This is a genomic window from Pontibacter mangrovi, from assembly GCF_006385705.1.
GTDB lineage: Bacteria > Bacteroidota > Bacteroidia > Cytophagales > Hymenobacteraceae > Pontibacter > Pontibacter mangrovi.
In genome coordinates, this window is sequence record NZ_VFRQ01000005.1 from 144,153 (window position 1) to 167,158 (window position 23,006).

Annotated in this window: 12 protein-coding genes; 11 read left to right on the forward strand and 1 reads right to left on the reverse strand. The window is 54.7% G+C overall.

Going from position 1 to position 23,006, the window contains the following annotated elements; all coding sequences use genetic code 11:
- Positions 1-19 precede the first annotated feature (19 nt).
- Complete coding sequence (locus tag FJM65_RS21235) at positions 20-193, reverse strand: hypothetical protein (RefSeq protein WP_181163693.1); 174 nt, start codon at positions 191-193, stop codon at positions 20-22.
- A 164-nt stretch (positions 194-357) separates the two neighbouring features.
- On the opposite strand from FJM65_RS21235, the gene FJM65_RS10785 reads away from it, so the two are divergent.
- The 11 genes from FJM65_RS10785 (at position 358) to FJM65_RS10835 (ending at position 22,928) form a co-directional block, all read left to right on the forward strand.
- Positions 358-1,581: a glycoside hydrolase family 27 protein gene (locus FJM65_RS10785; protein WP_219855978.1), complete on the forward strand. Its 1,224-nt coding sequence runs from the start codon at positions 358-360 to the stop codon at positions 1,579-1,581.
- Between the two features lie 71 nt (positions 1,582-1,652).
- Positions 1,653-4,781 carry a glycoside hydrolase family 2 TIM barrel-domain containing protein gene (locus tag FJM65_RS10790; protein ID WP_140621529.1) on the forward strand — a complete coding sequence of 1,043 codons (3,129 nt, stop codon included), beginning with the start codon at positions 1,653-1,655 and terminating at the stop codon, positions 4,779-4,781.
- A 143-nt stretch (positions 4,782-4,924) separates the two neighbouring features.
- The gene (locus tag FJM65_RS10795; protein ID WP_140621530.1) at positions 4,925-6,187 is read left to right on the forward strand and encodes a glycoside hydrolase family 27 protein; all 1,263 of its coding nucleotides are present in this window, start codon (positions 4,925-4,927) and stop codon (positions 6,185-6,187) included.
- Positions 6,188-6,796: 609 nt separating this feature from the next.
- Positions 6,797-8,734, forward strand: coding sequence for a peptide-N-glycosidase F-related protein (locus tag FJM65_RS10800; protein ID WP_140621531.1), 1,938 nt, complete (start codon positions 6,797-6,799; stop codon positions 8,732-8,734).
- 358 nt (positions 8,735-9,092) lie between these two features.
- Entirely contained in the window at positions 9,093-10,274 is a 1,182-nt protein-coding gene (locus tag FJM65_RS10805; RefSeq protein WP_219855979.1) for an ROK family protein, read from the forward strand.
- Positions 10,275-10,330: 56 nt separating this feature from the next.
- Positions 10,331-13,456 (forward strand): SusC/RagA family TonB-linked outer membrane protein, encoded by a 3,126-nt coding sequence (locus tag FJM65_RS10810; RefSeq protein WP_140621533.1) that lies wholly within the window; start codon positions 10,331-10,333, stop codon positions 13,454-13,456.
- Positions 13,457-13,477: 21 nt separating this feature from the next.
- Positions 13,478-15,385, forward strand: coding sequence for a SusD/RagB family nutrient-binding outer membrane lipoprotein (locus tag FJM65_RS10815; protein WP_140621534.1), 1,908 nt, complete (start codon positions 13,478-13,480; stop codon positions 15,383-15,385).
- Positions 15,386-15,545: 160 nt separating this feature from the next.
- Positions 15,546-17,087 (forward strand): sulfatase family protein, encoded by a 1,542-nt coding sequence (locus FJM65_RS10820; protein WP_140621535.1) that lies wholly within the window; start codon positions 15,546-15,548, stop codon positions 17,085-17,087.
- Between the two features lie 82 nt (positions 17,088-17,169).
- Positions 17,170-18,729, forward strand: a complete 1,560-nt coding sequence (locus tag FJM65_RS10825) for an alpha-L-fucosidase (protein WP_219855980.1) — start codon at positions 17,170-17,172, stop codon at positions 18,727-18,729.
- 279 nt (positions 18,730-19,008) lie between these two features.
- Positions 19,009-21,312 carry a glycoside hydrolase family 20 protein gene (locus FJM65_RS10830; protein ID WP_140621536.1) on the forward strand — a complete coding sequence of 768 codons (2,304 nt, stop codon included), beginning with the start codon at positions 19,009-19,011 and terminating at the stop codon, positions 21,310-21,312.
- 179 nt (positions 21,313-21,491) lie between these two features.
- Complete coding sequence (locus FJM65_RS10835; protein ID WP_140621537.1) at positions 21,492-22,928, forward strand: glycoside hydrolase family 125 protein; 1,437 nt, start codon at positions 21,492-21,494, stop codon at positions 22,926-22,928.
- Positions 22,929-23,006 lie beyond the last annotated feature (78 nt).

Sequence of the window (23,006 nt, forward strand, 5' to 3'; positions counted from 1 at the left end):
GGCTTTGCATATGTAGATGTTAGCGGCCCAATGTGGTAGTGAAGGTATTTTTCCACTTCTGTATTATGCGGTCTGTTGCACGGTCTCTGAACGCGTTAATGTTTGCGTTTACGAAAACATTGCGTAGTTTTCCTTCGCTACGGAACAAGGCTTTGGTGCGGCAGGCTTTGCTGTTGCCCCTTCTTTGCTTCATGTCCGGTCCGGATTCAAAAAGGGATCGGGAGCATTTCTCCTTGAGGAAAAAAAAACACGGTCCTGGCATAGGATAAGGTTACACCGGTGGCAGAGAATGGTATGTGTTAACGAAAACGCAAGATTCGAGCCTGAGCTTTGAGAATCGTTTAAAAGAAGTATAACATGCGAACTTCCATATTTATTTTCCTAAGCCTTTGGCTGAGCGTTTTTTCGGCACAGGCCCAGGAAGTTTCCGCTGAGGGCAAGCAACTGGCTCCTACGCCGCCTATGGGCTGGATGACGTGGAACTTCTTTGCCGATAACATCCATGAGAAGGATATCCGGGAGATGGCTGACGCCATGGTGGCCTCGGGTATGGTAGAGGCTGGTTATAACTACATCTTCATCGACGACGGTTGGCAGGGCGGACGCGACAACCGCAACAATATCATCGCCGACCCGGAGAAGTTTCCCTCCGGCATCAAGGCTCTGGCCGACTATGTGCACAGCAAAGGCATCAAGCTGGGCATCTACTCCGATGCGGCGCAACTAACCTGCGCGGGCTATACGGCCAGCCTGGGCTTTGAGGAGCAGGACGCCAAAACCTTCGCCTCCTGGGACATCGACTACCTAAAGTATGACTACTGCCATGCGCCGAAGGACTCGGCCACAGCCGTGGAGCGCTATACTAAAATGAGCCAGGCCCTGCGCAAGAGCGGCCGCGACATCGTGTTCGGCATCTGCGAGTGGGGGCAGCGCAAGCCCTGGCATTGGGCCGCCGAGGCCGGAGGGCAGCTGTGGCGCACCACTTATGATGTGCGGGATAAGTGGAAGAACCTGAGTGGCCAGGAAAACGCCGAAGGCATCCTCGATATCCTCGACATCAACGCCGAACTGCATGCCTACGCCGGCCCCGGCCGCTGGAACGATGCCGACATGCTGGTGGTGGGGCTATATGGCAAACCGGGCCCCTCGGGAGACTTAGGAGGAACTGGCATGACCGACACCGAGTACCAGAGCCAGATGAGTCTGTGGAGCATCATGGCCTCACCGCTGATTGCCACCAACGACATCCGGCACATGAACGAGGCGACCAAGCGCATCCTGCTCAACAAGGAGGTGATAGCCGTGAACCAAGACCCACTGGGCAAACAAGCCGAGCGCAAAGTGCATGACGGAACCTGGGATGTGCTGGTAAAGCCGCTGCAGAATGGCGATGTAGCTGTGGCCATACTTAACCGCGGCGATGCGGCCAAGAACTATAGTATAAACTGGCCCAAACTGGGCCTCAGCGGCAGATACGAGGTGCGTGACCTGTGGGAGCACAAAACCATGGGCAAGGGCAAGGGCTGGAAAGGCCGCGTGCAAGCCCACGAAACCAAGCTGTTCCGCCTCAGGAAGATCTGAAAGTATACACGATACTCGTTATGCAGGAAATCACCAAACCCTAACACTACTACCGAAATACTACCTTAACCATGCATAAGCTTTTACTGTTTACCTGCCTGCTGGCCCTGGGCTTTTTCCAGGCGCTTGCCCAGAAACCATACTTAGACCCGGTGTTTGAAAATCCTGCCATACAGGAAGAGAACCGCCTGCCGATGCGGGCCTCATACTTTCCTTTTGAGGATGCCGCCAAAGCAGCTGCCGGCGACAAAGCCAAGTCCTCGCGCTTTCTATCGCTGAACGGCATGTGGAAATTCCATTGGGTGGCCGATTACAAGCAGCTGCCGCAGGATTTCTATGCCACCAGCTTCAGTGATAAGAGCTGGAAAGAGTTTCCGGTGCCGGCCAACTGGGAGTTTAACGGTTACGGCGTGCCGATTTATGTGAACCCGTTCTACGAGTTCAACATGACCAACCCGCAGCCGCCGGACATTCCCGATAACATCAACCAACCGGCCGGAGCTTACCGCCGCGTGATTACACTGCCTGCGGACTGGAACGATCAGCGCGTGTTCATTCACCTGGGAGCTGTGAAATCAGCTTTTAAACTGTATGTGAACGGCAAGTATGTGGGCCTGGGCAAGGACAGCAAGCTGGAGTCGGAATTTGATATTACGCCGTACGTGCAGCCGGGCCAGAACCTGATTGCCCTGGAGGTTCGCCGCTGGAGCGACGCCAGCTACCTGGAGGCGCAGGACATGTGGCGCGTGTCGGGCATCAGCAGAGACACTTATCTTTATAGCCGCCCTAACGTGCACCTCTACGACTATGTGGCCAACGCCTCGCTGGCCAACAACTACCGCGACGGGGAGATGAACCTGCACGTATCGGCCTGGAACAACACCAATGAGAACCAGGAGAAGTATAACGTAAGCGCGGCCCTGTACGACGCCGACGGCAGAAAAGTATGGAGCGCCCGGCAGAACACCTGGGGCCTGAAAATGAAGCAAGGCAAAACCGAGCTTCGTTTTAACGCCAGCGTTGCCAACGCCAAAGCCTGGAGTGCCGAAACGCCGAATCTGTACCGCCTGGAGATCACGCTGAATGATGCAGACGGCAAGGTGCAGGAAGTGATCAGCCGCAAGATGGGTTTCCGTACGGTAGAGATCAAAAACACACAGATTCTTGTGAACGGAAAGCCGGTGATGTTTAAGGGCGTGAACCGGCACGAGGTACACCCGGAAACCGGGCAGGTGGTGAGCCGCGAGGCCATGCTGGAGGAAATTAAGCTGATGAAGCAGCTGAACGTGAACGCCGTGCGCACCAGCCACTACCCGAACGATCCCTACTTCTATGAGCTTTGCGATAAGTACGGCCTGTACGTGATGGACGAGGCCAACGTGGAGTCGCATGGCATGCATTATGACTTGGGCCGCACACTGGCCAATGCGCCGGAGTGGGAGTTGGCGCACCTGACGCGCATCGGCCGCATGATCCGCCGCGACCGCAACCACCCGAGCATTTTCTCCTGGAGCTTGGGCAACGAAGCAGGCAACGGCTGGAACTTCTACCGTGGCTACGAACTGGCCAAGAGCCTGGACCCGTCGCTGCCGGTGCACTACGAGCTGGCCTCCGGCGACTGGAACACCGACATCTACTCTAAAATGTACCGCACCCCGGACGAGGTTGTTGCCTACGCCCAAAGTAACCCGACGCAGCCATACTTGCTCTGCGAGTACGCGCATGCCATGGGCAACAGCATCGGTAACTTTAAGGAGTACTGGGATATTTTCGAGACTTACCCGGTGCTGCAGGGCGGCTTTATCTGGGATTGGGTAGACCAGGGCGTGTACCGCATGAAGGACGGCAAGAAGATTTTGGGCTACGGCGGCGACTGGGGCGATAAGGATACGCCAAGCGACAATAACTTCCTCATCAACGGGGTGATCGGCGCAGACCGTACCTTCCACCCGCACGCTTACGAGGTACGCAAAGTATACCAGAACATCGCCTTCACCCTCAACAAAAACCAACTGGGTGTGCGCAGCAAGTACTTCTTCCGCACTTTGGATAACTTTAAACTGCAGTGGACCTTGCTGCGCAATGGCAAAGAGGTGAAGTCCGGTACGATCAACGAACTGACCGTGCAGCCGGGGCAAACCGTAAGGCTTACCTTGCCGGACGAGGCCACGAAAGCCAATACCGCCAACGAGTATTACCTGCAGGTAAAAGCCATACTTAAAGACGATGAAGGCGTGCTGCAGGCGGGCACCGAACTGGCCTTTGAGGAGTTTGCCCTGAGCAAGCCTGTGCCGCCTGCCTATGCCGCGAGCAGCGACAAGATCAACGTAACAGACGGAGTCTCTTCGATAGAGTTGGGCAACAAGCACTTCAGCCTGACAGTGGATAAGAAGACGGGCAGCATGACTTCCTATAGAGCCAACGGCAAAACTATTTTCGAAAGCGGACCGCGCATCAACTTCTGGCGCCCCGGCACCGACAACGACTTCGGGGCAAACCTGCCTAAAAAACTGAAAGCACTGGAGAACGCCGACGAAAACGGTGTGGTGAAGCAGGTGCACGTACAGACGCTGGCTGACGGTCAGGTGCAGGTAAGCATCGAGAAGGAGCTGCTGGACGGTGGCCTGAAGTATGAGCAAACCATCATCGCCGACGGCAATGGCACTCTAACGGTGAAAAACGACCTGCAGCCGCTGAAGGAGCTGGACATGATGACCTTTAAAGTAGGCAACCACATGACGCTGCCCACCGACTTTAAGAACATCGAGTGGTATGGCCGCGGCCCCTGGGAGAGCTACTGGGACAGAAAAACCTCGGCTTTGGTGGGGCACTACAAAGGCAGCATCGCTGAGCAATATCACCCGTACGTGCGTCCGCAGGAGAGCGGGAACAAGGCAGACGTGCGCTGGGCCAAGGTCAGCCGCAAAAACGGCTCCGGCATCATCATCCAGTACATCGACACGCTGCTGAACGTAAGCGCCCTGCCTTACAGCCCGGACCAACTATTCCCGGGCTTCGACAAGCACCAGACGCACTCTGGTTCGCTGGAGCCGGACAAAAACATCCACCTGCACGTGGACCTGCAGCAGCTGGGCGTGGGCGGCAACAACAGCTGGGGGCTGCTGCCGCTGGATAAGTATAAACTGTTCCTCAACCAGCCGTACCATTACGAGTACCGCATCGTGCCGGTGAAAAAGTAGTTTAACTGAAGATTGTAGCGGAGCGGCAAAAAGAGCTTCTGATGCCGCTCCGCTTGCATATAATTACAAAGCATAAGTTGCGTCAGGGCAAAGTATGAAGCTTGGCCTTGGGATTATTTATACCTTAACAAACGTCCAAAAGTATGCTGAGAAAACTGTTTCCTTGCCTGTTGCTTGTCGCGCTACTTGCTTGCCGCAGCCAGCCGATTAGCACTGTTTCCAGCACCGCGCCTGCGACAGGTAAAACGGCAGAGGTGGCAGAGCCTCCCAAAACACCGATTATGGGTTGGTCGAGCTGGAATAACTTTCGGGCCAACATCAACGAGGATATCATCAAGGAGCAGGCCGATTTCATGGTGTCGTCGGGGATGCAGGAGGCCGGTTATACTTATGTAAATATTGATGACGGTTTCTTTGGCGGCCGCGACGCAGAGGGAAGTATAGTGGCCCATCCGGAGCGGTTTCCGGGCGGCATGCGGGCCCTGAGCGACTATATTCACTCCAAAGGGTTGAAGGCAGGAATTTACTCCGATGCCGGCATCAACACTTGTGCCTCTTACTGGGACAAAGACACCGTGGGGGTGGGTATGGGCCTGTACGGGCACGATGCGCAGGACCTGCAACTGATGCTGCGGGAGTGGAACTACGACTTTATTAAAGTGGACTATTGCGGCGGCGATTGGCTGGGGCTGGACGAGCAGACCCGCTACACGCAGATCGGAAATCTGATTCGTGAAATCCGGCCCGATGCAGTGTATAACGTGTGCCGCTGGAAGTTTCCGGGTGAGTGGGTGGTGCAGCTGGCAGACTCCTGGCGCATCTCCGGCGACATTGACAACACGTTTGGCTCCGTCATGCACATCGTGGACCTGAACGCGGACCTGTGGAGACACGCCTCGCCGGGCCACGTGAACGACATGGACATGCTGCAGGTAGGGCGGGGCATGAGCTACGAGGAAGACAAAACGCACTTCTCGATGTGGTGCATGATGAGCTCCCCATTGCTGGCCGGCAACGACCTGCGGCACATGAGCCCGGAGACCATCAGCATCCTGACAAACAAAGAGTTGATTGCCATTAACCAGGACAAGCTGGTATACCAGGCCCGCCGCCTGTTGGATAAAGGCGATTTGGAAGTATGGGCCAAGCCCCTGCAGCATACCATGAGCGGACAGGTGGCCGTGGCGCTGCTTAACAGGTCAAACAAGGCCGCCGCAGTTGCTTTTAACCCGGATTCTGTGGGGCTGCACGCTGCCAAAGGCTACACGATGCGCGACCTGTGGGCGAAGAAAGATTTTGCAACTTCGACGGAAAAAGAAGTGAGCTTTGACGTGCCCCCGCATGGGGTGGTGGTGCTAAAGCTCGTGGGTGCTTCCCGGCCCTATAATGTGTTTCAGTATAAGTAAGGCTGCTGAGGGTTTTGGACAAAGGACAGGAGACTTTTAGACAAAGGAGAGGGGGAAACTTTTACCTCTCTCTGTCATCTCGAATGAAAAGAGAGATCTATCGGGGATTCTACAGAGATCTCTCACAGCTAAGCTGGCTCTCCTCGGCTCTCGTCTCAAGAGTAATCGAGATGACGAAAAGCGGATGCTATCGAACTTGATCCCAGTCCTTGGCCCTCGCGGGCTTGGAGCGAGCCAAGCTAGAAATGAAACAACAGCCTATGTAAGACTGAGGGTAATCGGCAGCTAGAAAGATCAGCTTGGTGCCAGTTGTAGGAAGCGGCGGCTATAGCGAGGCGCCCCGAAAGCCTTCGGGGCGCCAGAAAAGTATAAGGTATAGCTGAAGCAAGTATAAAAGTATAGCTGAAGTTTAAATTTGGCTCTGCGAGCCACTCTGATTACAAATCCGAGAATATGATAAATCACGGTTTACAAACTCGCGCCAGCAATGGGGTAATGGAGGAGCGGCGGTAAAGAAAGTATTGTCAAAGTATAAAAGCATAAATCAGCAAGTATAAAAATCCTGTTCATCCTGATTCAGACAAAGTATATAGTATAAACTCACTAAGTATGAAGTATAAGTTTACCATTAAAGTATGGCGCTACACCCTGGCGGCCATTTTGTCCCTCATTACTTTTCAAACCCACGCCTCCGATACCCTGCATGTGGTAACGCACAACCGCCTGACGGTGGTAACCGACCCGAGCCAGGGCAATAACCGCTACAAAGCCTGGGGCGTGTTTCCGTCCAAAGGCGAGGACATCAGAAGTATAAAACTGAAGCTGCGCCTGGGCTGCCCCGACAGCATGCGCTGCGCCGACTGGGACTACAAGGACCACATCACCATTCGCCGCACCGGTGGCAAAAAAGGCGAGTCGCAGGACTTGGAGATTGGCCGCATGCTGACGCCCTACGGCGGGGCCTTTGGCAAAGACTGGACCTTTGACTGGGAAGTGGACGTGACAGACTTCAGCCTGCTGCTGCGCGACAGCGTGGAGATAGAGTATAACCACACCGGCTGGGAGCCCAACGAAGACCGCGGCTGGACCGTAACGCTGGACTTTGAGGTCGTGAAAGGCAAGCCTGCCTGGGAGCCTATCTCTATCCAGAAGATCTACGACGGCGCCTACCGCTACGGCGATTCGGCCAACACCATCGAGAAGGCCCTGAAGCCCACTACATTTAGAGCGGATAAAAACGCCGCCTTTGCCCGCTTGCGTGTGGTGCAGACCGGCCACGGTATGGACAAGCCCGACAACTGCGCCGAGTTCTGCAGCAAGTTCAGGGAAGTATACTTCGACCAAAAGCTGATAGACAGGAGAGACATCTGGAAGAAGTGCGGCGAGAACCCGCTCTACCCGCAGGCCGGTACCTGGGTGTACGACCGCGCCGACTGGTGCCCCGGCGATTTGATGCAGCCCGATCTGTTCGACCTGCCTGTAAAGCCCGGCGCCCAGCATACCGTGGACATCAACATGGAGGACTATACTTCCTCCGAGCCGAGCGCGGACGAGTACATCACCGCCTACATTATCCAGTATAAAAAGCCTGCCGCCAAAAACGATGTGGCTATTACCGACATCATCCGCCCGTCGCTGAAGGACGCGCACCGCCGCCAGAACCCGGCCAACGCGCATCCGCAGATCGTGGTCCGGAACATGGGCGCTGCGCCCGTTGCAAGTATGGCGATCAGTTACGGCACCAAAGGCTATAGCAAAAAGAAGTATACCTGGACCGGCAACCTGCAGCCGGCAGGCTACACCGTTATCGCCCTCCCCGGGGAGATAGAGAGCAGCGTAGGGCAGAACGTGTTTGAAGTGGAACTGCAGCGGCCAAACGGCAAGAAAGACAAGTATAGCGCCGACAACAAAATGGCCAGTACTTTCAGGGCCGCGCCGCGGCACGAGGGAACGATGGTCGTGTACCTGATGACAAACAACCAGCCGGAGCAGAACAGCTACGTGCTGAAGGACAGCGAAGGGAACATCGTCAAAGAGCGAGCCGCCGGAACCTTAAAGGCCAGTACCCTGTACCGCGATACCGTGCAACTAACGCAGGGCAAGTATGAGTTTCTGCTGGAAGATACCAGTGGAGATGGGCTGGAATTTTGGGCAAACCCAGAGGGCGGCAGAGGTAAAGTGCGCCTGCTGAACCGAAACGGTGCCATGCTCCAGGATTTTGAGTCGGATTTCGGCTCTTCGGTGCGCTATGCCTTTGAGGTAGGCACGCCTGTGGCGCCGGTTACAGACCAGACATCTTTCGGCCTGTACCCCACCCGCACCACCGACACCACCACTTTCGACTACTACGCCAACCTGCCGCACGACGTGCTGGTGCAGATCGTAACTGACCCGGGCGATGAGGTGGTGCTGGATCAGAAGTATAAACAAATAAAAGAAGGCACCTTTACCTACGACCTAAGCCACCGCCCCAAAGGCCGCTTTTACCTGAAAGTGTTTGTAGACGGGGAAGAGAAGTTTAAAAAACGCATCCGTCTGAAAGAGTAGGAGGTTGCGTTTGCACCTAACCCGCTGCCCGGCAGGAAGCTAGGCAGCGGGTTGTTTTTTGCAGATTCCGTACCTGAAAAAGCAAATCTAAGAACTAGCCTGAGCCTCTAAAAGTCCTGCCCATCCAGCTGCATCCGTCTTTTTACAGAGCAAGACATCTAAAAAGTACATGCTTTATAGCAATTCTCTGAAGGTGATCAATTACTCAAAGGCATCAATACTTTTTAATTTTTTATCAAAAGTATTTTTGTTTAACAAAAAGTTCATCTACATTGGTAACAATTTCGTAAAGTAAACTTTAAAAGTTTATAATATTTACCCAATGCTTGATAAACAGGGGATATATAAGAGGAATATAGTGAAGCACTTATACTTCGCAGGGGAGTTATCTTGTGCCGATCTCAGCACCCTCACCAATAAAAGCGTTCCGCTTACCACACGCATGCTCAACGAGCTGATCAGCGAGGGCACTGTCGTTGAAAAAGGCTATGCACTCTCCACGGGTGGCAGGCGCCCGCAGATGTACTCCCTGAAGCCGGACCTGAAGTATGTAGTGTCTGTGGCCATGGACCAACTGATCACGCGCATTGCGTTGCTGGACATGCAGAACAACTACGTAGGCGACGTCAGCAGGATTGAATTGCCCCTGACCGGAAACGCCGATGCTTTGGAAGAGCTAGGGCGGCACCTTTCAGACTTTATCAAGCAGGCTAAGGTGCCAAAGGAGCATATTATAGGCGTTGGCATAGGCATGCCGGGCTTTGTGGATGTGGTAAAAGGAATCAACCACTCTTTTCTGCCCTCCGGCAACGACAGCATTGTAAGCTACCTCGAACGCGTGGTTGCGCTGCCGGTACTGATAGACAACGACTCCAGCCTGGTGGCGCTGGCAGAGCACAAACTGGGGGCGGCCAAAGACAAGCAGAACGTGATGGTGCTGAGCATTGGCTGGGGCATTGGCCTGGGCATGGTGCTCAACGGAGCCTTGTTTAGGGGCCACAACGGTTTTGCAGGCGAGTTTAGCCACATCCCCATTTTTACAAACAACAAGATGTGCAGCTGCGGCAAAAGCGGCTGCCTCGAAACCGAAACGTCTTTGGTAGTGGTGGCAGAGCGGGCTGTAAAAGGCCTGCAGGAGGGGAGGGTGTCCATGTTGCAGGGCCTAACGCTGGATGACATGGAGGCTACCGCCAATGCCATTATGGAGGCAGCCCTGAAAGGCGACCGCTTCGCCATCGAGCTCTTCTCCGAAACCGCCTATAACATCGGCAGAGGGGTGGCCACGCTCATACACCTGCTTAACCCGGAACTGATCGTGCTGAGCGGCAGGGGGTCTTTGGCCGGAAGGCTTTGGATGGCTCCCATTCAGCAGGCAATCAATGAGCACTGCATCCCTAAAATCGCGGAAGACACAAAAATCAGGATTTCTTCATTTGGATACCAGGCAGAAATTATCGGGGCTGCGGCGCTGGTAATGGAGCACTACGATACTTTAACATTAGTGAAAAGTAAACCGGCGGGCAGCCATCAGGTGGCCTAGCCAAAAGAGTGGCTATTAAATAACAGGTCTAAATTTCAAAACCAAAACTGTTTTCTATGAAAAAAGTGCTTACAAAGCAGTTCGTGCTCTGTATGTTCCTGTGCCTGCTCACAGGGCTGGCGTTTGCACAGCAGAAACGGACGATTACCGGTACAGTGAAAGATGAAAGCGGAGCCCCCGTTCCGTATGCGTCCGTGCAGGTAAAAGGAACCACGACGGGGAGTACAACAGCCGACGACGGCTCCTTTACCCTAACCGTAGGCGAAGGCGCTGTACTGGTGGTAAATTCCCTGGGCTTTGACTCAAAAGAAGTGCCTGTGGGGTCGGGCAGCACGTATAACATTGTGCTCGGGACTAGCAACAGCCAGTTGGGCGAGGTGGTAGTAACGGCGCTCGGTATTGAGCGCGAGAAGAAATCGCTGGGCTATGCCATGCAGGAAGTTAAAGGCGAAAGCATTGTGGAGGCGCGCGAGCCCAACCTGGCCAACGCCCTTTCCGGCAAAGTGGCCGGCTTGCAGGTAACGCGCTCCAGCGGTGGCCCGGCCGGCTCCTCTAAAATCGTACTGAGAGGCTACAGCTCTCTGACAGGGGACAACCAGCCGCTGATCGTGGTAGACGGCGTGCCGATGGATAACTTTACCGGAGCCTCTAACAACGACTTCTGGAACCCTAGCTTAGACATGGGTAACGGCCTTGGCGACATTAACGCGGAGGATATTGCCAGCATGTCTGTGCTGAAAGGGCCTGCCGCGGCGGCCTTGTACGGCTCCAGAGCTGGTAACGGCGTTATCCTGATCACCACTAAAACCGGCAAGCGTCAGGACGGGCTGGGTATCACGATATCCTCTACCACAGGTTATGACGAGATACTTACCTACCCTAACTTGCAAGATACTTTTGGGCAGGGCTCTGAAGGTGTGTTTGATCCTGCTTCCGGCGCCAGTTGGGGAGCGAAAGCTGAAGGCCAGACGGTTACTAACTGGAACGGGGAAGAGGAGCCGCTGCGTATCTACGACAACATTGAGAACTACTTTCGCAGAGGGCTTTACTCTAACCAGAACATCTCTTTCCAGCAGCAGTTTAACACAACCTCTGTTTATACCTCCTTCAACCGCTTCGATAACGAAAGCGTTATACCCGGTACCAAGCTGACCAGAACGAATATGCTGGCCAGGGCGGTAAGCCACTTCGGTAAAAACGAGAGATGGACAACTGACACCAAAATCCAGTACAGCAAAACCGACGCAGAAAACAGGCCGATAGGCGGCACAAATCCGAACAACTCTTTCGGTACACTTTATTTTATGCCACGCTCCCTGGATATTCGACAGTTCAATCCGTCTGTAAACGAAGATGGAAGCATGATCTGGTACGGCAACAGCGACCAGATGAACCCCTATTGGAACAGCAAGTATAACCTGAACCAGGATATCCGCGACCGCTTCATCATGAACGGCTCCCTGAAGTATGACTTTACCGACTGGCTGAGCGCCGAAATAAAAGGCGGAGCTGATATGTACTACACCAATACCGAGGCCAAAGTATACGCCGGAAGTTCTCAAACGCCGACGGGCAGGTACAGCCTGGGCAAACAGAATTTTGCTGAGACGAACTACAGCACCCTGATCACGGCTCAGAAAGACAATGTATTTGGCAAGTTGGGAGGTATGGTTACCTTAGGCGGCAACCTGATGGCACAGAAGTTCAGCTCCATTAACAGCAGCTCCGGCGAGCTGGTGGTGCCAAACCTGTTCTCGCTGAATAACGGGGTTTCGGCAGCTACTGTTGAGCAAGGCTATAGGGAGAAAAAGATCAACTCGGTATACGGAGCCGTGCAGTTTAACTGGGACGGTTACCTGTTCCTGGACGCTACCTTCCGTAACGACTGGGCATCAACCCTGAGCAAAGACAACCGCTCTTTCTTCTACCCATCCCTAAGCGCATCCTACGTGTTTACAGATATGCTGGAGACAACCGGTGCCACGCTGCCATCTTGGCTTAGCTACGGTAAGCTGCGTGCCTCTTACGCCGAGGTGGGTAACAGCCTGGAAGCTTACGAGTTGTACAATACCTACTGGATTGATAAAGATCCGAACGAGAGCACCACTGCAGGCAGAAACGATGTGCTTTACAACCCTGACCTAAAGAGCGAGCTGATTAAAGCCTATGAAGCTGGTCTGGAAATGCGCTTCTTCGATGGCCGCTTCGGCTTTGATGTGGCCTGGTACAAGTCCAACGCTACAAACCAGCTGATCAACCTGCCAATGGACCCACTGAGCGGATATTCCTACAGAAAAATCAACGCTGGCAATATTCAGAACCAAGGCATAGAGGTGATGTTGGATGCTAACATATTCAACAACCCGGGCGGGTTTAGCTGGAACCTTGCCGGCAACTTCTCCAGAAACCGTAATACTATAAAAGATTTATATGAAGACATGGTCCTGTATCCTCTTGGAGGATTTGACAACGTGCAGGTCTACGCCGAAGTGGGCGGCAACTATGGCGAGATCTACGGCAGCAAGTTTAAGCGCGTAGAAGACCCTGAGAGCCCGTACAACGGCCAGCTGCTGCTTACCAGCGCCGGCCTGCCGCAGCAAGGGGAGCAGCGCGTAAAGCTCGGTGACCAACAGGCCGATGCGCTGCTAGGCGTTACCAACACGTTTGGCTACAAAGGTCTTTCTCTTTCTTTCCTGGTGGATGCCCGCATCGGCGGCGAGATATTCTCGGCTACGCTGGCCGGTATGCAGGAAAACGGAACAGCGTCTAACACCGTGAAGGGTGGCGCCCGCGACAATTTTGTAGTGGATGGCGTGATCCAGGACGAAGCAACCGGAGAGTATACCAGAAGCTCGGTAGAAGTAACACCCCAAAACTACTGGAACGCAGTGGCTGGCGTGGGTAACCTGGGCATTACTGAGGCAAACCTGTACGATGCCACAAACGTGCGCCTGCGCAACTTGCAACTGGCCTATGCCTTGCCAACCAATTTTCTGTCTAAAACCCCGATCAAGAAAGCCAAAGTGGGCATTACGGCTACCAACGTATGGCTGATCTCCAGCCACATGAACGGCCTGGATCCGGAGTCTGTGTTTGCGACGGGCACCAACGCTGTCGGTTTCGAGAACGCCAGCCCTCCTACCACACGCTCGTTCCTGTTTAACTTAACGCTGGGCTTCTAACAATTTAACTGCATTACAGAAATGAAGAATATATTGAAGAAATCATATGTGCTGATGGCAACGGGCATGTTGCTGACATCATGTGAGAAGTTTGAAGAGATAAACGTGAACCCGGTGGCGGCAAGCGAGGATCAGGTGCAGACGGAGTACTTCATCAATAACTCCATCGTTAGTGCCCAGATGAATCCGGACGTGGCTGAGCGATCGTTCGTGCTGTACTGGAAAACCGCTGCCCACTATCAGGAAGATGAGGGTTTCTCGGCAGGCTACCACGACGATGGCTGGACAACTGCCTATTACAACCAGGTGGCCAGCTGGCTGAACGCTGCCAACACGGCTATCGAGATCGCCAACCTGCAAACAGAAAAGGGAACGGCGAAAGCCTACACAGGCAACCTGCTGCAGGTGGCTCGCATCTGGCGGGCTTACCTGATGAGCGAGATGTCGGACAACTTCGGCCCTATTCCTGTAGATGCGTTCCAGGGAGAGAACCCGGAGTTCTCGGACGTGAAAACCGTGTACTACTTTGCACTGGATGAACTGAAGGATGCGCAGGCAAAGCTGGACCTGACGGTGGAGAACCCTCAGAACCTGGATAAGCAGGACCCGGCCTACGGCTACGATTACCTGAAGTGGAAAAAGTACGCCAACTCACTGCGCCTGCGCCTGGCCATGCGCTTGTCGGAGGTGGATCCCGCTAAGGCTCAATCCGAGTTTGAGGACGCCGCTGCCAGCGGTGAATTGATCATGGCCATGGACGAGACCTTTAAGGTGCAGGAGAAACCAGGTTGGGACGCGCTAACCGGCGTAATGAGCCGCGAATGGAATCCGCAGTTCCTCTCTGAAACACTGTTTAACACGTACTTTAACCTAGGTGGCATAGAAACCGAGAACCAGTTGCCGGCGTCGTATCACGAGTTCGTGAAGCCTGCCAACTGGATGGGGCAGAAGTTTGAACAGCATTTCGCCACCAAAACCAACAACCCATCTGCAGGTTACTGGTTTGATGGCTTGCCAAACGCCATAGACCCCCGTGCCTATGAGGCCTTTGCCCTTCCAGGCGATTTCTCTAACCCTGATTTCAGCTTTTACCCGTCCTGGACAACAAGCGCCAGAACTACCAAGCGTAACCTAGTGGATGATGCCGGCACTACCGTGAAAGAGATAGACGCCACGTATACCTGGAACCCGGGCATTAACGGCGAGTGGGGTGCAAAAGGAGCGAAAAATAAAGTGTCCTACTACTACCCGGGCACCGTGCCCCGCATGTCGCAGGAGTTTAGAGGCAGCCAGAGCCAGCGCATTTTCTTTGCCCCCTGGGAAACATACTTCCTGCTGGCCGAAGGTGCCTTGCGCAATTGGAACTCTCCAATGGGTGCCCAGGAAGCCTATGAGGCTGGTATTGCCCGTAGCTTTGAGTATTGGAACGTGCCGCTAGGGGGCTACCTGAGCTCAGAGGACTACAACAGAAACGGCACCTCCGTTAGCTGGACCCACACCGCTGAGCCTCCTGCCACTTATACTATGGAGTATGAAAACGGGTATACCGGACAGGAAGGTGTGGCTACTATAAAGTACCCTAATAACGGATTATACAAGGATGGAGCCGTGAAGAACGACCAACTGACAAAGATCATCACGCAGAAGTATATTGCGCAGTTCCCGTGGTTGCCGCTGGAAGCCTGGAACGACCACAGAAGGCTGGGCCTACCGTTCTTTGAGAACCCTGCGGTAGAAAACCCGATCCCGGACCTGCCGGCCCTTACTTCTTCCAACTACATGGATAGCAAAGTGGAGTTCTTCCCGCAGCGTCTAAAGTATCCGTCTAGCCTGCAGAATGCCAACCCGGCAGGTTATAGCCAGGCGGTTGGATACCTGAATGGCCCGGACGCCATCACGACGCCACTGTGGTGGGCGCAGAAGCAGTAAGCCCCAAAAGCTTATTAACGGTTGGTTAACTTACCAGAAGCATATTGCAGTTTTTGATTAGTTAAGGTGAAAAGGGGCTGCCAAACCTGCGGGTTTGTGCAGTCCCTTTCATATCTTATACCAGCTTAAAATAAATCAGCCACCCGAAAACCCTTTTCAGATGAGAAAACACTTACTCCTACTCTTTTTTGCCCTTACCTGCAGTAGTCTTGCAGCACTGGCGCAACAGCCGGCAAAGAAGCCCAACATTGTCATCATCGTTTCCGACGACCACGCGTTTCAGGCTATCAGCGCCTACGGCGGCAACCTGATGCAAACCCCGAACATCGACCGCATTGCCAAAGAGGGGGCCACGTTCCACAAGGGCTATGTCACCAACTCCATTTGCGGGCCGAGCCGGGCCGTTATACTTACCGGCAAGTACAGCCACAAGAACGGCTTCAAGGACAACGAGAATTCCAGCTTCGACGGGAGCCAGAACACCTTCATCAAAGAATTGGGTAAAGGAGGCTACCAAACCGCCTGGATAGGCAAATGGCACCTGGAAACCGAGCCGCAGGGCTTCGACTACTATAAGATACTGCCGGGGCAGGGGCGCTACTTCAACCCTGACTTCATTAACATGGACGGGAGCCGCGAGCGCTTCGAGGGCTACGTGACCAACATTACCGAGGATGTGGCAGAGGAGTGGCTTGAGAGCCGCGACAAGAGCAAGCCCTTTGCGTTAGTGATCGGCCACAAGGCCACCCACCGCACCTGGATGCCAGACACCGCCGATCTGGGGATGTTCGATGACGTGACCTTCCCGCTGCCAGACAACTTTTACGACAACTACGCCAACCGGGAGGCGGCGCAGGTACAGGACATGACCGTTGACAAAACCATGATCATGGGCTATGACCTGAAGATGTTCCCCGACTATGACAGCATCAAGGACAGCAACTTTACGCGCATGAACGCAGCCCAGAAGGCAAAGTATAAAGCCTACTATAAGCCCATCTACGACGACCTGAAGGCGCGCAACCTGCAGGGGAAGGAACTGGCCGAGTGGAAGTACCAGCGCTACCTGCGCGACTACCTGGCCACGGCCGCTTCTCTGGACCGCAGCATCGGCCGCACGCTGGACTACCTGGACAAGAACGGGCTGGCTGACAATACCATTGTGATCTATGTGTCGGACCAAGGCTTTTACATGGGCGAGCATGGCTGGTTCGACAAGCGCTTTATGTACGAAGAATCGTTCCGCACGCCGATGGTGATGCGCTGGCCGGGAGTGGTAAAGCCAGGCACGCAGTCAGAGCACTTCGTGATGAACCTCGATATAGCCCCGACCATGCTCGACGCTGCCGGCGTGGCCGTTCCCAAAGACATGCAGGGCGAATCGTTCCTGCCCCTGCTGACGGACAAGAAGGCCAAAGGCCGTGAGGCGATGTACTACCACTACTATGAAAACGGCGAGCACGCCGTGTCTCCGCATTTCGGCATCAAGACAGCGCGCTATAAACTCATCCGCTTTTACAAAAGAGTGGAGGGCTGGGAATTGTACGACCTGCAGAAGGACCCGCAGGAAATGCACAACCTCTACGGCAAGAAAGGCTACGAAAAGATCACCGCCAAACTCAGAAAGCAGCTGGACGGCCTGATCGAAAAGTATGAGGACGAGGAGGCGAAAGAGCTGTTGGCACAGGAGAAAGGCGCTTAATGCGGATGCTTCCTCACCTGGTCGACAGGTTTGGGTGGCAGCGCCAAGTACAAGATCGTTAAGTATGGTTCACGCACCTAGTATGATGAATAAACTAACTGCAGGGCTTTTTTCTCTCTTGCTGATGGCCTCGTCTGCACCTGTTTCTGCCCAGGATGCTGCCAGCAAGCAAAACTTTGCCATTATCCAACCGGGAGCTACTGAAGCCGATATTATCCGGAAGGCGGCAAACGTGGTGTCCTCTCCCAGGCAGCTGCGCTGGCAGCAGCTGGAACTGACGGCCTTCTTTCATGTAGGCGTTAATACTTTTACGAACCGCGAGTGGGGAACAGGCAAGGAAGATCCTGCCATTTTTAACCCAACACAATTAGACGCCCGCCAGTGGGTGCGCGTGGCCAAAGAAGCCGGCATCAAGCAGGTCATCCTGACGGCCAAGCACCACGATGGTTTCTGCCTGTGGCCAACAGCCACTACGGAGCACTCGGTAAAGAACAGCCCCTGGAAAAACGGAAACGGCGATGTGGTGCAGGACGTGGCTGAGGCTTGCCGCGAGTATGGTATTGGCTTTGGCGTGTACCTCTCGCCCTGGGACATGAACTCGCTGGTGTATGGCTCCGATGCCTACAACGACCTGTTTGTGGAGCAGCTGACGGAGCTCCTGACCAAGTATGGGCGGGTTGATGAAGTATGGTTTGATGGCGCCAACGGCGAAGGGCCGAACGGTAAAAAGCAGGTATACGACTTCGATCGCTGGTATAGGCATATCCGCAAGCTGCAACCTGCAGCCACCATCGCCATTATGGGGCCGGACGTGCGTTGGGTAGGCACCGAGACCGGCTACGGCCGCGAGACCGAGTGGAGCGTAGTGCCGGCTGATAACCTGGACCAAACCGCCACGGCCGCCAACTCGCAGCAGGCGGTGGCCTTTAAGCCTACCGGCGATATGCGGGGCGAGGTGCTGGGCAGCCGCGAGCAAATCCGCAACGCCAAGGGACTGGTGTGGTATCCTGCCGAAACCGATGTGTCTATCCGGCCGGGCTGGTTCTACCATCCTGCCGAGGATGACAAAGTGAAATCGCCGGAGAAGCTGCTGGATATCTACTACAGCTCGGTGGGGCGCAACGGTGTGCTCCTGCTCAACATTCCGCCAGATACCCGTGGCCTTATCCATGAAAGTGATGTGAAGGCGCTGCAGGGCTGGACAAAACTGCGCCACGACACATTCAGCAAGAACTTTGCGGAGGGAGCTAAAGTGAAGGCATCGGGCAAGTATAAAAAAGCCATGCTCGACGGCAAGTATGAAACGCATTTTACCACCAAATCAGAAAGAGACACCACAGCCACTATTGAGCTGAAGCTGAAAGGTGAGCATACTTTTGACGTGCTCATGCTGCAGGAAAACATCAGCGTGGGCCAGCGCATCGAGAAGTTTGTGTTGGAGTATTGGCAAGAGGGGCAGTGGCAGAAAGCCGCCGAAGGAACGACGGTCGGGTACAAGCGCCTGCTGCGTTTCGAGCCGGTAACCGCCAGCAAAGTGCGTTTGCGCATTGAGTCCTCCAGGCTAAACCCTACTATCTCAGAAATTGGGCTGTACAAGAACGCGCTGGAAGGCGCTGCCTACTCAGCAAATGAGCGTGAGTAAAGTATGAATAAACGTTTCTTGCTCGTGTTAACCTGCCCCTCCCAAGAGGGAATTTCTCTGCAGCACCCAATTCCCCTCCTCTGGACTACCGAGAACGGGAGTTCGAAGGTAGCGAGCGTAGCTCTAAGGGGTGGGGTAATCGTGACTTGCGTTTGAAAGTATAAAATCCACTGGTGCAAAACCCGTGTCAAACAGTGATATGAAGTATGAGACGCATTGTTTTATACTTACACTATACAGCAAATATAAAGCCTGATCAGGCAAAACAACTAAACTACCATGACTAAGAAGATCACCCTGCTTCTGGCTCTTTTCTTCCCTTTTTTGGTGCTGGCCCAGCAGCCGGTCAGTATCATTCCGGAGCCTGTAAGTATACAGCGCAACGATGGTTACTTTGTGATTGATGGCCATACCTCCATTCGCCTTGAGAATGAGAAAAAGGAGCTAAAGCCAGCGGCGGAGTTTCTGGCGGCGCGGATCAAAGAAATCTCCGGCTATGAGCTGCCCATCAAAAAGCGCCGGGGCAAATCCATCCGGCTGGCCATTGAAAGTATAAGCAACCTGGGCGAGGAAGGGTATGAGCTGCAGGTAACGCCCACCGGTATAAGTATAAAAGCCAATTCCAAGGCCGGTATTGTGTACGGGATGCAGTCGGTGTTGCAAACCTTGCCGGCCGTGCGCACCAACGCGGCGCTGCAGGTGCCGGCCATGCGTATTACCGACTACCCGCGCTTTAGCTGGCGCGGCATGCACCTGGACGTGAGCCGCCATTTTTTCTCGCCGGAGGCCGTGAAGCAGTACATCGACCTGATGGCGACTTACAAGCTCAACAAGTTTCACTGGCACCTGGTAGACGACCCGGGCTGGCGCATCGAGATCAAAAAGTATCCAAAACTGACCCAGGTAGGCGCCTGGCGCGTGGACCAAACCGATAAGCCCTGGGGCGACCGGCCGCAGGCCAAGCCCGGCGAGGAGCCCACTTACGGCGGTTTTTATACTCAGGAGCAGATAAAAGACATTGTGGCCTATGCCGCGCAGCGCAACGTTACGGTGGTGCCCGAGATCGAGATGCCGGGGCATGTGGCATCGGCCATAGCCGCTTATCCGCAGCTAAGCTGTGCCGGCAAAGCGCAGCTGCCGCTAACAGGCGGCGACTATACCAACATGTCGTCTAACTACTGCCCGGGCAACGAGGAGGTGTTTACCTTTCTGGAGGATGTGCTGGACGAAGTGGTGGCCCTGTTTCCGTCGCAATACATCCACATCGGCGGCGATGAGGTGGACAAATCCGGCTGGAAAAAATGCCCGAAGTGCCAGAAGCGCATGGCCGACGAGGGGCTGGAGAATGTGGAGGAACTGCAGAGCTACTTTATACAGCGCATCGAAAAGTACTTGAACAGCAAGAACCGCCGCATCATTGGCTGGGATGAGATACTGGAGGGCGGGCTGGCCCCGCAGGCAACTGTGATGAGCTGGCGCGGCGAGAGCGGCGGCATTGAGGCAGCCAAGATGGGCCACGATGTGATCATGACGCCCGGCTCGCCGGTATACTTCGACCACTACCAGGCAGGCCCCGAGGGAGAGCCTTTGGCCATTGGCGGCTTCAACACGCTCAAGAAAGTATACGATTACGAGCCTATCCCGAAAGAGCTGACAGCGGAGGAGGGCCGGCACGTGCTGGGTGCCCAGGCCAACGTCTGGACCGAGTACATCACCACCGCCTCGCACCTGCAGTACATGGTGCTGCCGCGTATGCTGGCACTGGCTGAGGTGGTGTGGTCGCCGAAGGAGAGCCGCGACTGGGCCGGTTTTAACCAGCGTCTGCAGTCTCAGTTCAGGGCCTTCGACCAGAAAGCGCTGAACTACTCCAAAGGCAACTTTACCGTGGATATCAAGCCAAACTCAGAAGGCGGCAAACTGATGGTGACGCTTTTTACGGAGGCGATGAACGGGGAAGTATACTATACACTGGATGGCTCGGAGCCTACGGCGCAAAGTATAAAGTATGAGCAGCCTATCCGGATCGACTCGTCGGTGGTGCTGAAAGCCGTGACGGTGGTGAACGGCAACGTGATGGGGCTGAAGCCGGCGGAGCAGTCGTTTAGCATGCACAAAGCCGTGGGCCGTGCGGTGCAGTATCAGAATCCGGTAAGCAAGCACTACATGGCCGACGGACCGAACTCGCTGACTGACGGCGTGCGCGGCCAAAAGGCTGTAGGCAAGTACTGGCATGGCTTCAGCGGCAGAGATATGGTTGCCACCATTGACCTAGGGGAGGCCAAGTCCATCTCCAGCATCACGCTGGGCTGCCTGCAGCACTACCGCGACTGGATCATGATGCCGACGCCCGTGAAGTTCGAGGTATCCGCTGACGGGAAGAATTTCAGGGAAGTAGAAACCGTGAAGAACCCGGTATCACTGAACGAGCAGGAAGCGACCATCCATGATTTTAAAGCTGCGTTTCCGGAGCAGGAAGCAAGGTATGTGCGCGTTACCGCCTATCACCTGTCCTCGCTGCCGGAGGGCCACAACGGGGCCGGTCAGCCTGCCTGGCTTTTTGCTGATGAAATAGTAGTGCGCTAGGTAAGTACGGCTTCTATAAGCTGTTGCTGTTGCCAGATTCTATGGATGGGAAAGTATGAAATGCACTGCAATATGTCATACTTATATCCCCGGACGGACGCAACTTCTGACGCTAATTGCCTATATTTAAAACAGAGTTTATACCGATCACACCCTGATCAAAAGAATAAGAAAGACGCATGCCCACAAGAAGAGATTTTGTAAAGACCGGTGCGCTCGCCACGGCCGGTATCGCCGCCACAGGCTTTTCGTTTATGTCGTTTTCCCCCAAGGATAAGTATAGCAGCCAGCGGCCCGCGCCCTCCAAGCGCCATTTTACCAGCAAAGCCGTTGAGAAGAAGATAAAGGAGGTGAAGAAGGACATTGCCGATGAGGAGCTGGCATGGATGTTCGAGAACTGCCTGCCCAGCACGCTGGACACCACCGTTACCTACCAGGAAAAGAACGGCCGGCCGGACACCTACGTGATCACCGGCGACATAGACGCCATGTGGCTGCGCGATAGCTCGGCGCAGGTATGGCCTTACCTGGCCCTGATGGACAAAGACAAGCCGCTGCAGAAACTGGTGGCCGGCGTCATCAACCGCCAGACCAGCTACATCCTCAAAGACCCGTACGCCAACGCATTCTACGACGACCCGAACAAACAGGGCGAGTGGGCCAAGGACCTGACCAAGATGCAGCCCGGCGTGCACGAGCGCAAGTGGGAGATCGACTCGCTGTGCTACCCGATCCGGCTGGGCTACCACTACTGGAAAACCTCCGGCGACACCGCCCCCTTCGATGCCGAGTGGCAGAACGCCATGCAGTTGGTGGTGAAAACGTTTAAGGAGCAGCAGCGCAAAGAGGATAGAGGACCCTATAAGTTCCAGCGCGTTACTGGCTGGCAAACCGACACGGTGGCCGGAGCCGGCTACGGCAATCCTATCAAACCGGTCGGCCTTATCTGCTCCACCTTCCGTCCCTCCGACGACGCCACCACGTTTCTGTTCCTGGTGCCGTCCAACTACTTTGCCGTTACTTCGCTGCGCCAGCTGGCCGAGATGAGCAAGGAGATCAGGAAGAACAACACCTTTGCCGATGAGTGCATCGCCCTGGCCGACGAAGTGGAAAAGGCCCTGCAACAGTACGCCGTGGTAGAGCACCTGGACTTCGGGCAGATTCACCCGTTTGAAGTGGACGGCTTCGGCAACAACCTGTTTATGGACGATGCCAACATCCCGAGCCTGCTGGCGCTGCCCTACCTGGACGCCTGCCCGGTGGAGGACCCGGTATACCAACGCACCCGCAAGTTCGTGCTGAGCGAGAGCAACCCTTGGTTCTTTAAAGGCAAGTATGGCGAGGGCATCGGCGGCCCGCACATCGGCCAGGACATGATCTGGCCCATGAGCATCATCATGCGCGCCATGACCAGCCAGTCGGATGAGGAGATAAAGCAGTGCCTGCATCAGCTTAAAACTACCCATGCCGGCACCGGCTTCATGCACGAGTCTTTCCACAAGGACGACCCGAAAAACTTTACCCGCAAGTGGTTTGCCTGGGTAAATACCCTGTTCGGCGAGCTTGTGCTGAAAGTGCACGCTGAGCGGCCGCACCTGCTAAAGGCGCAAGTATAAAGTATAAACTACCGATTCTGGATAAAGTATAGAACCCACCCCAACCCCTCCAAGGAGGGGAATTACACTTCCAGAAAA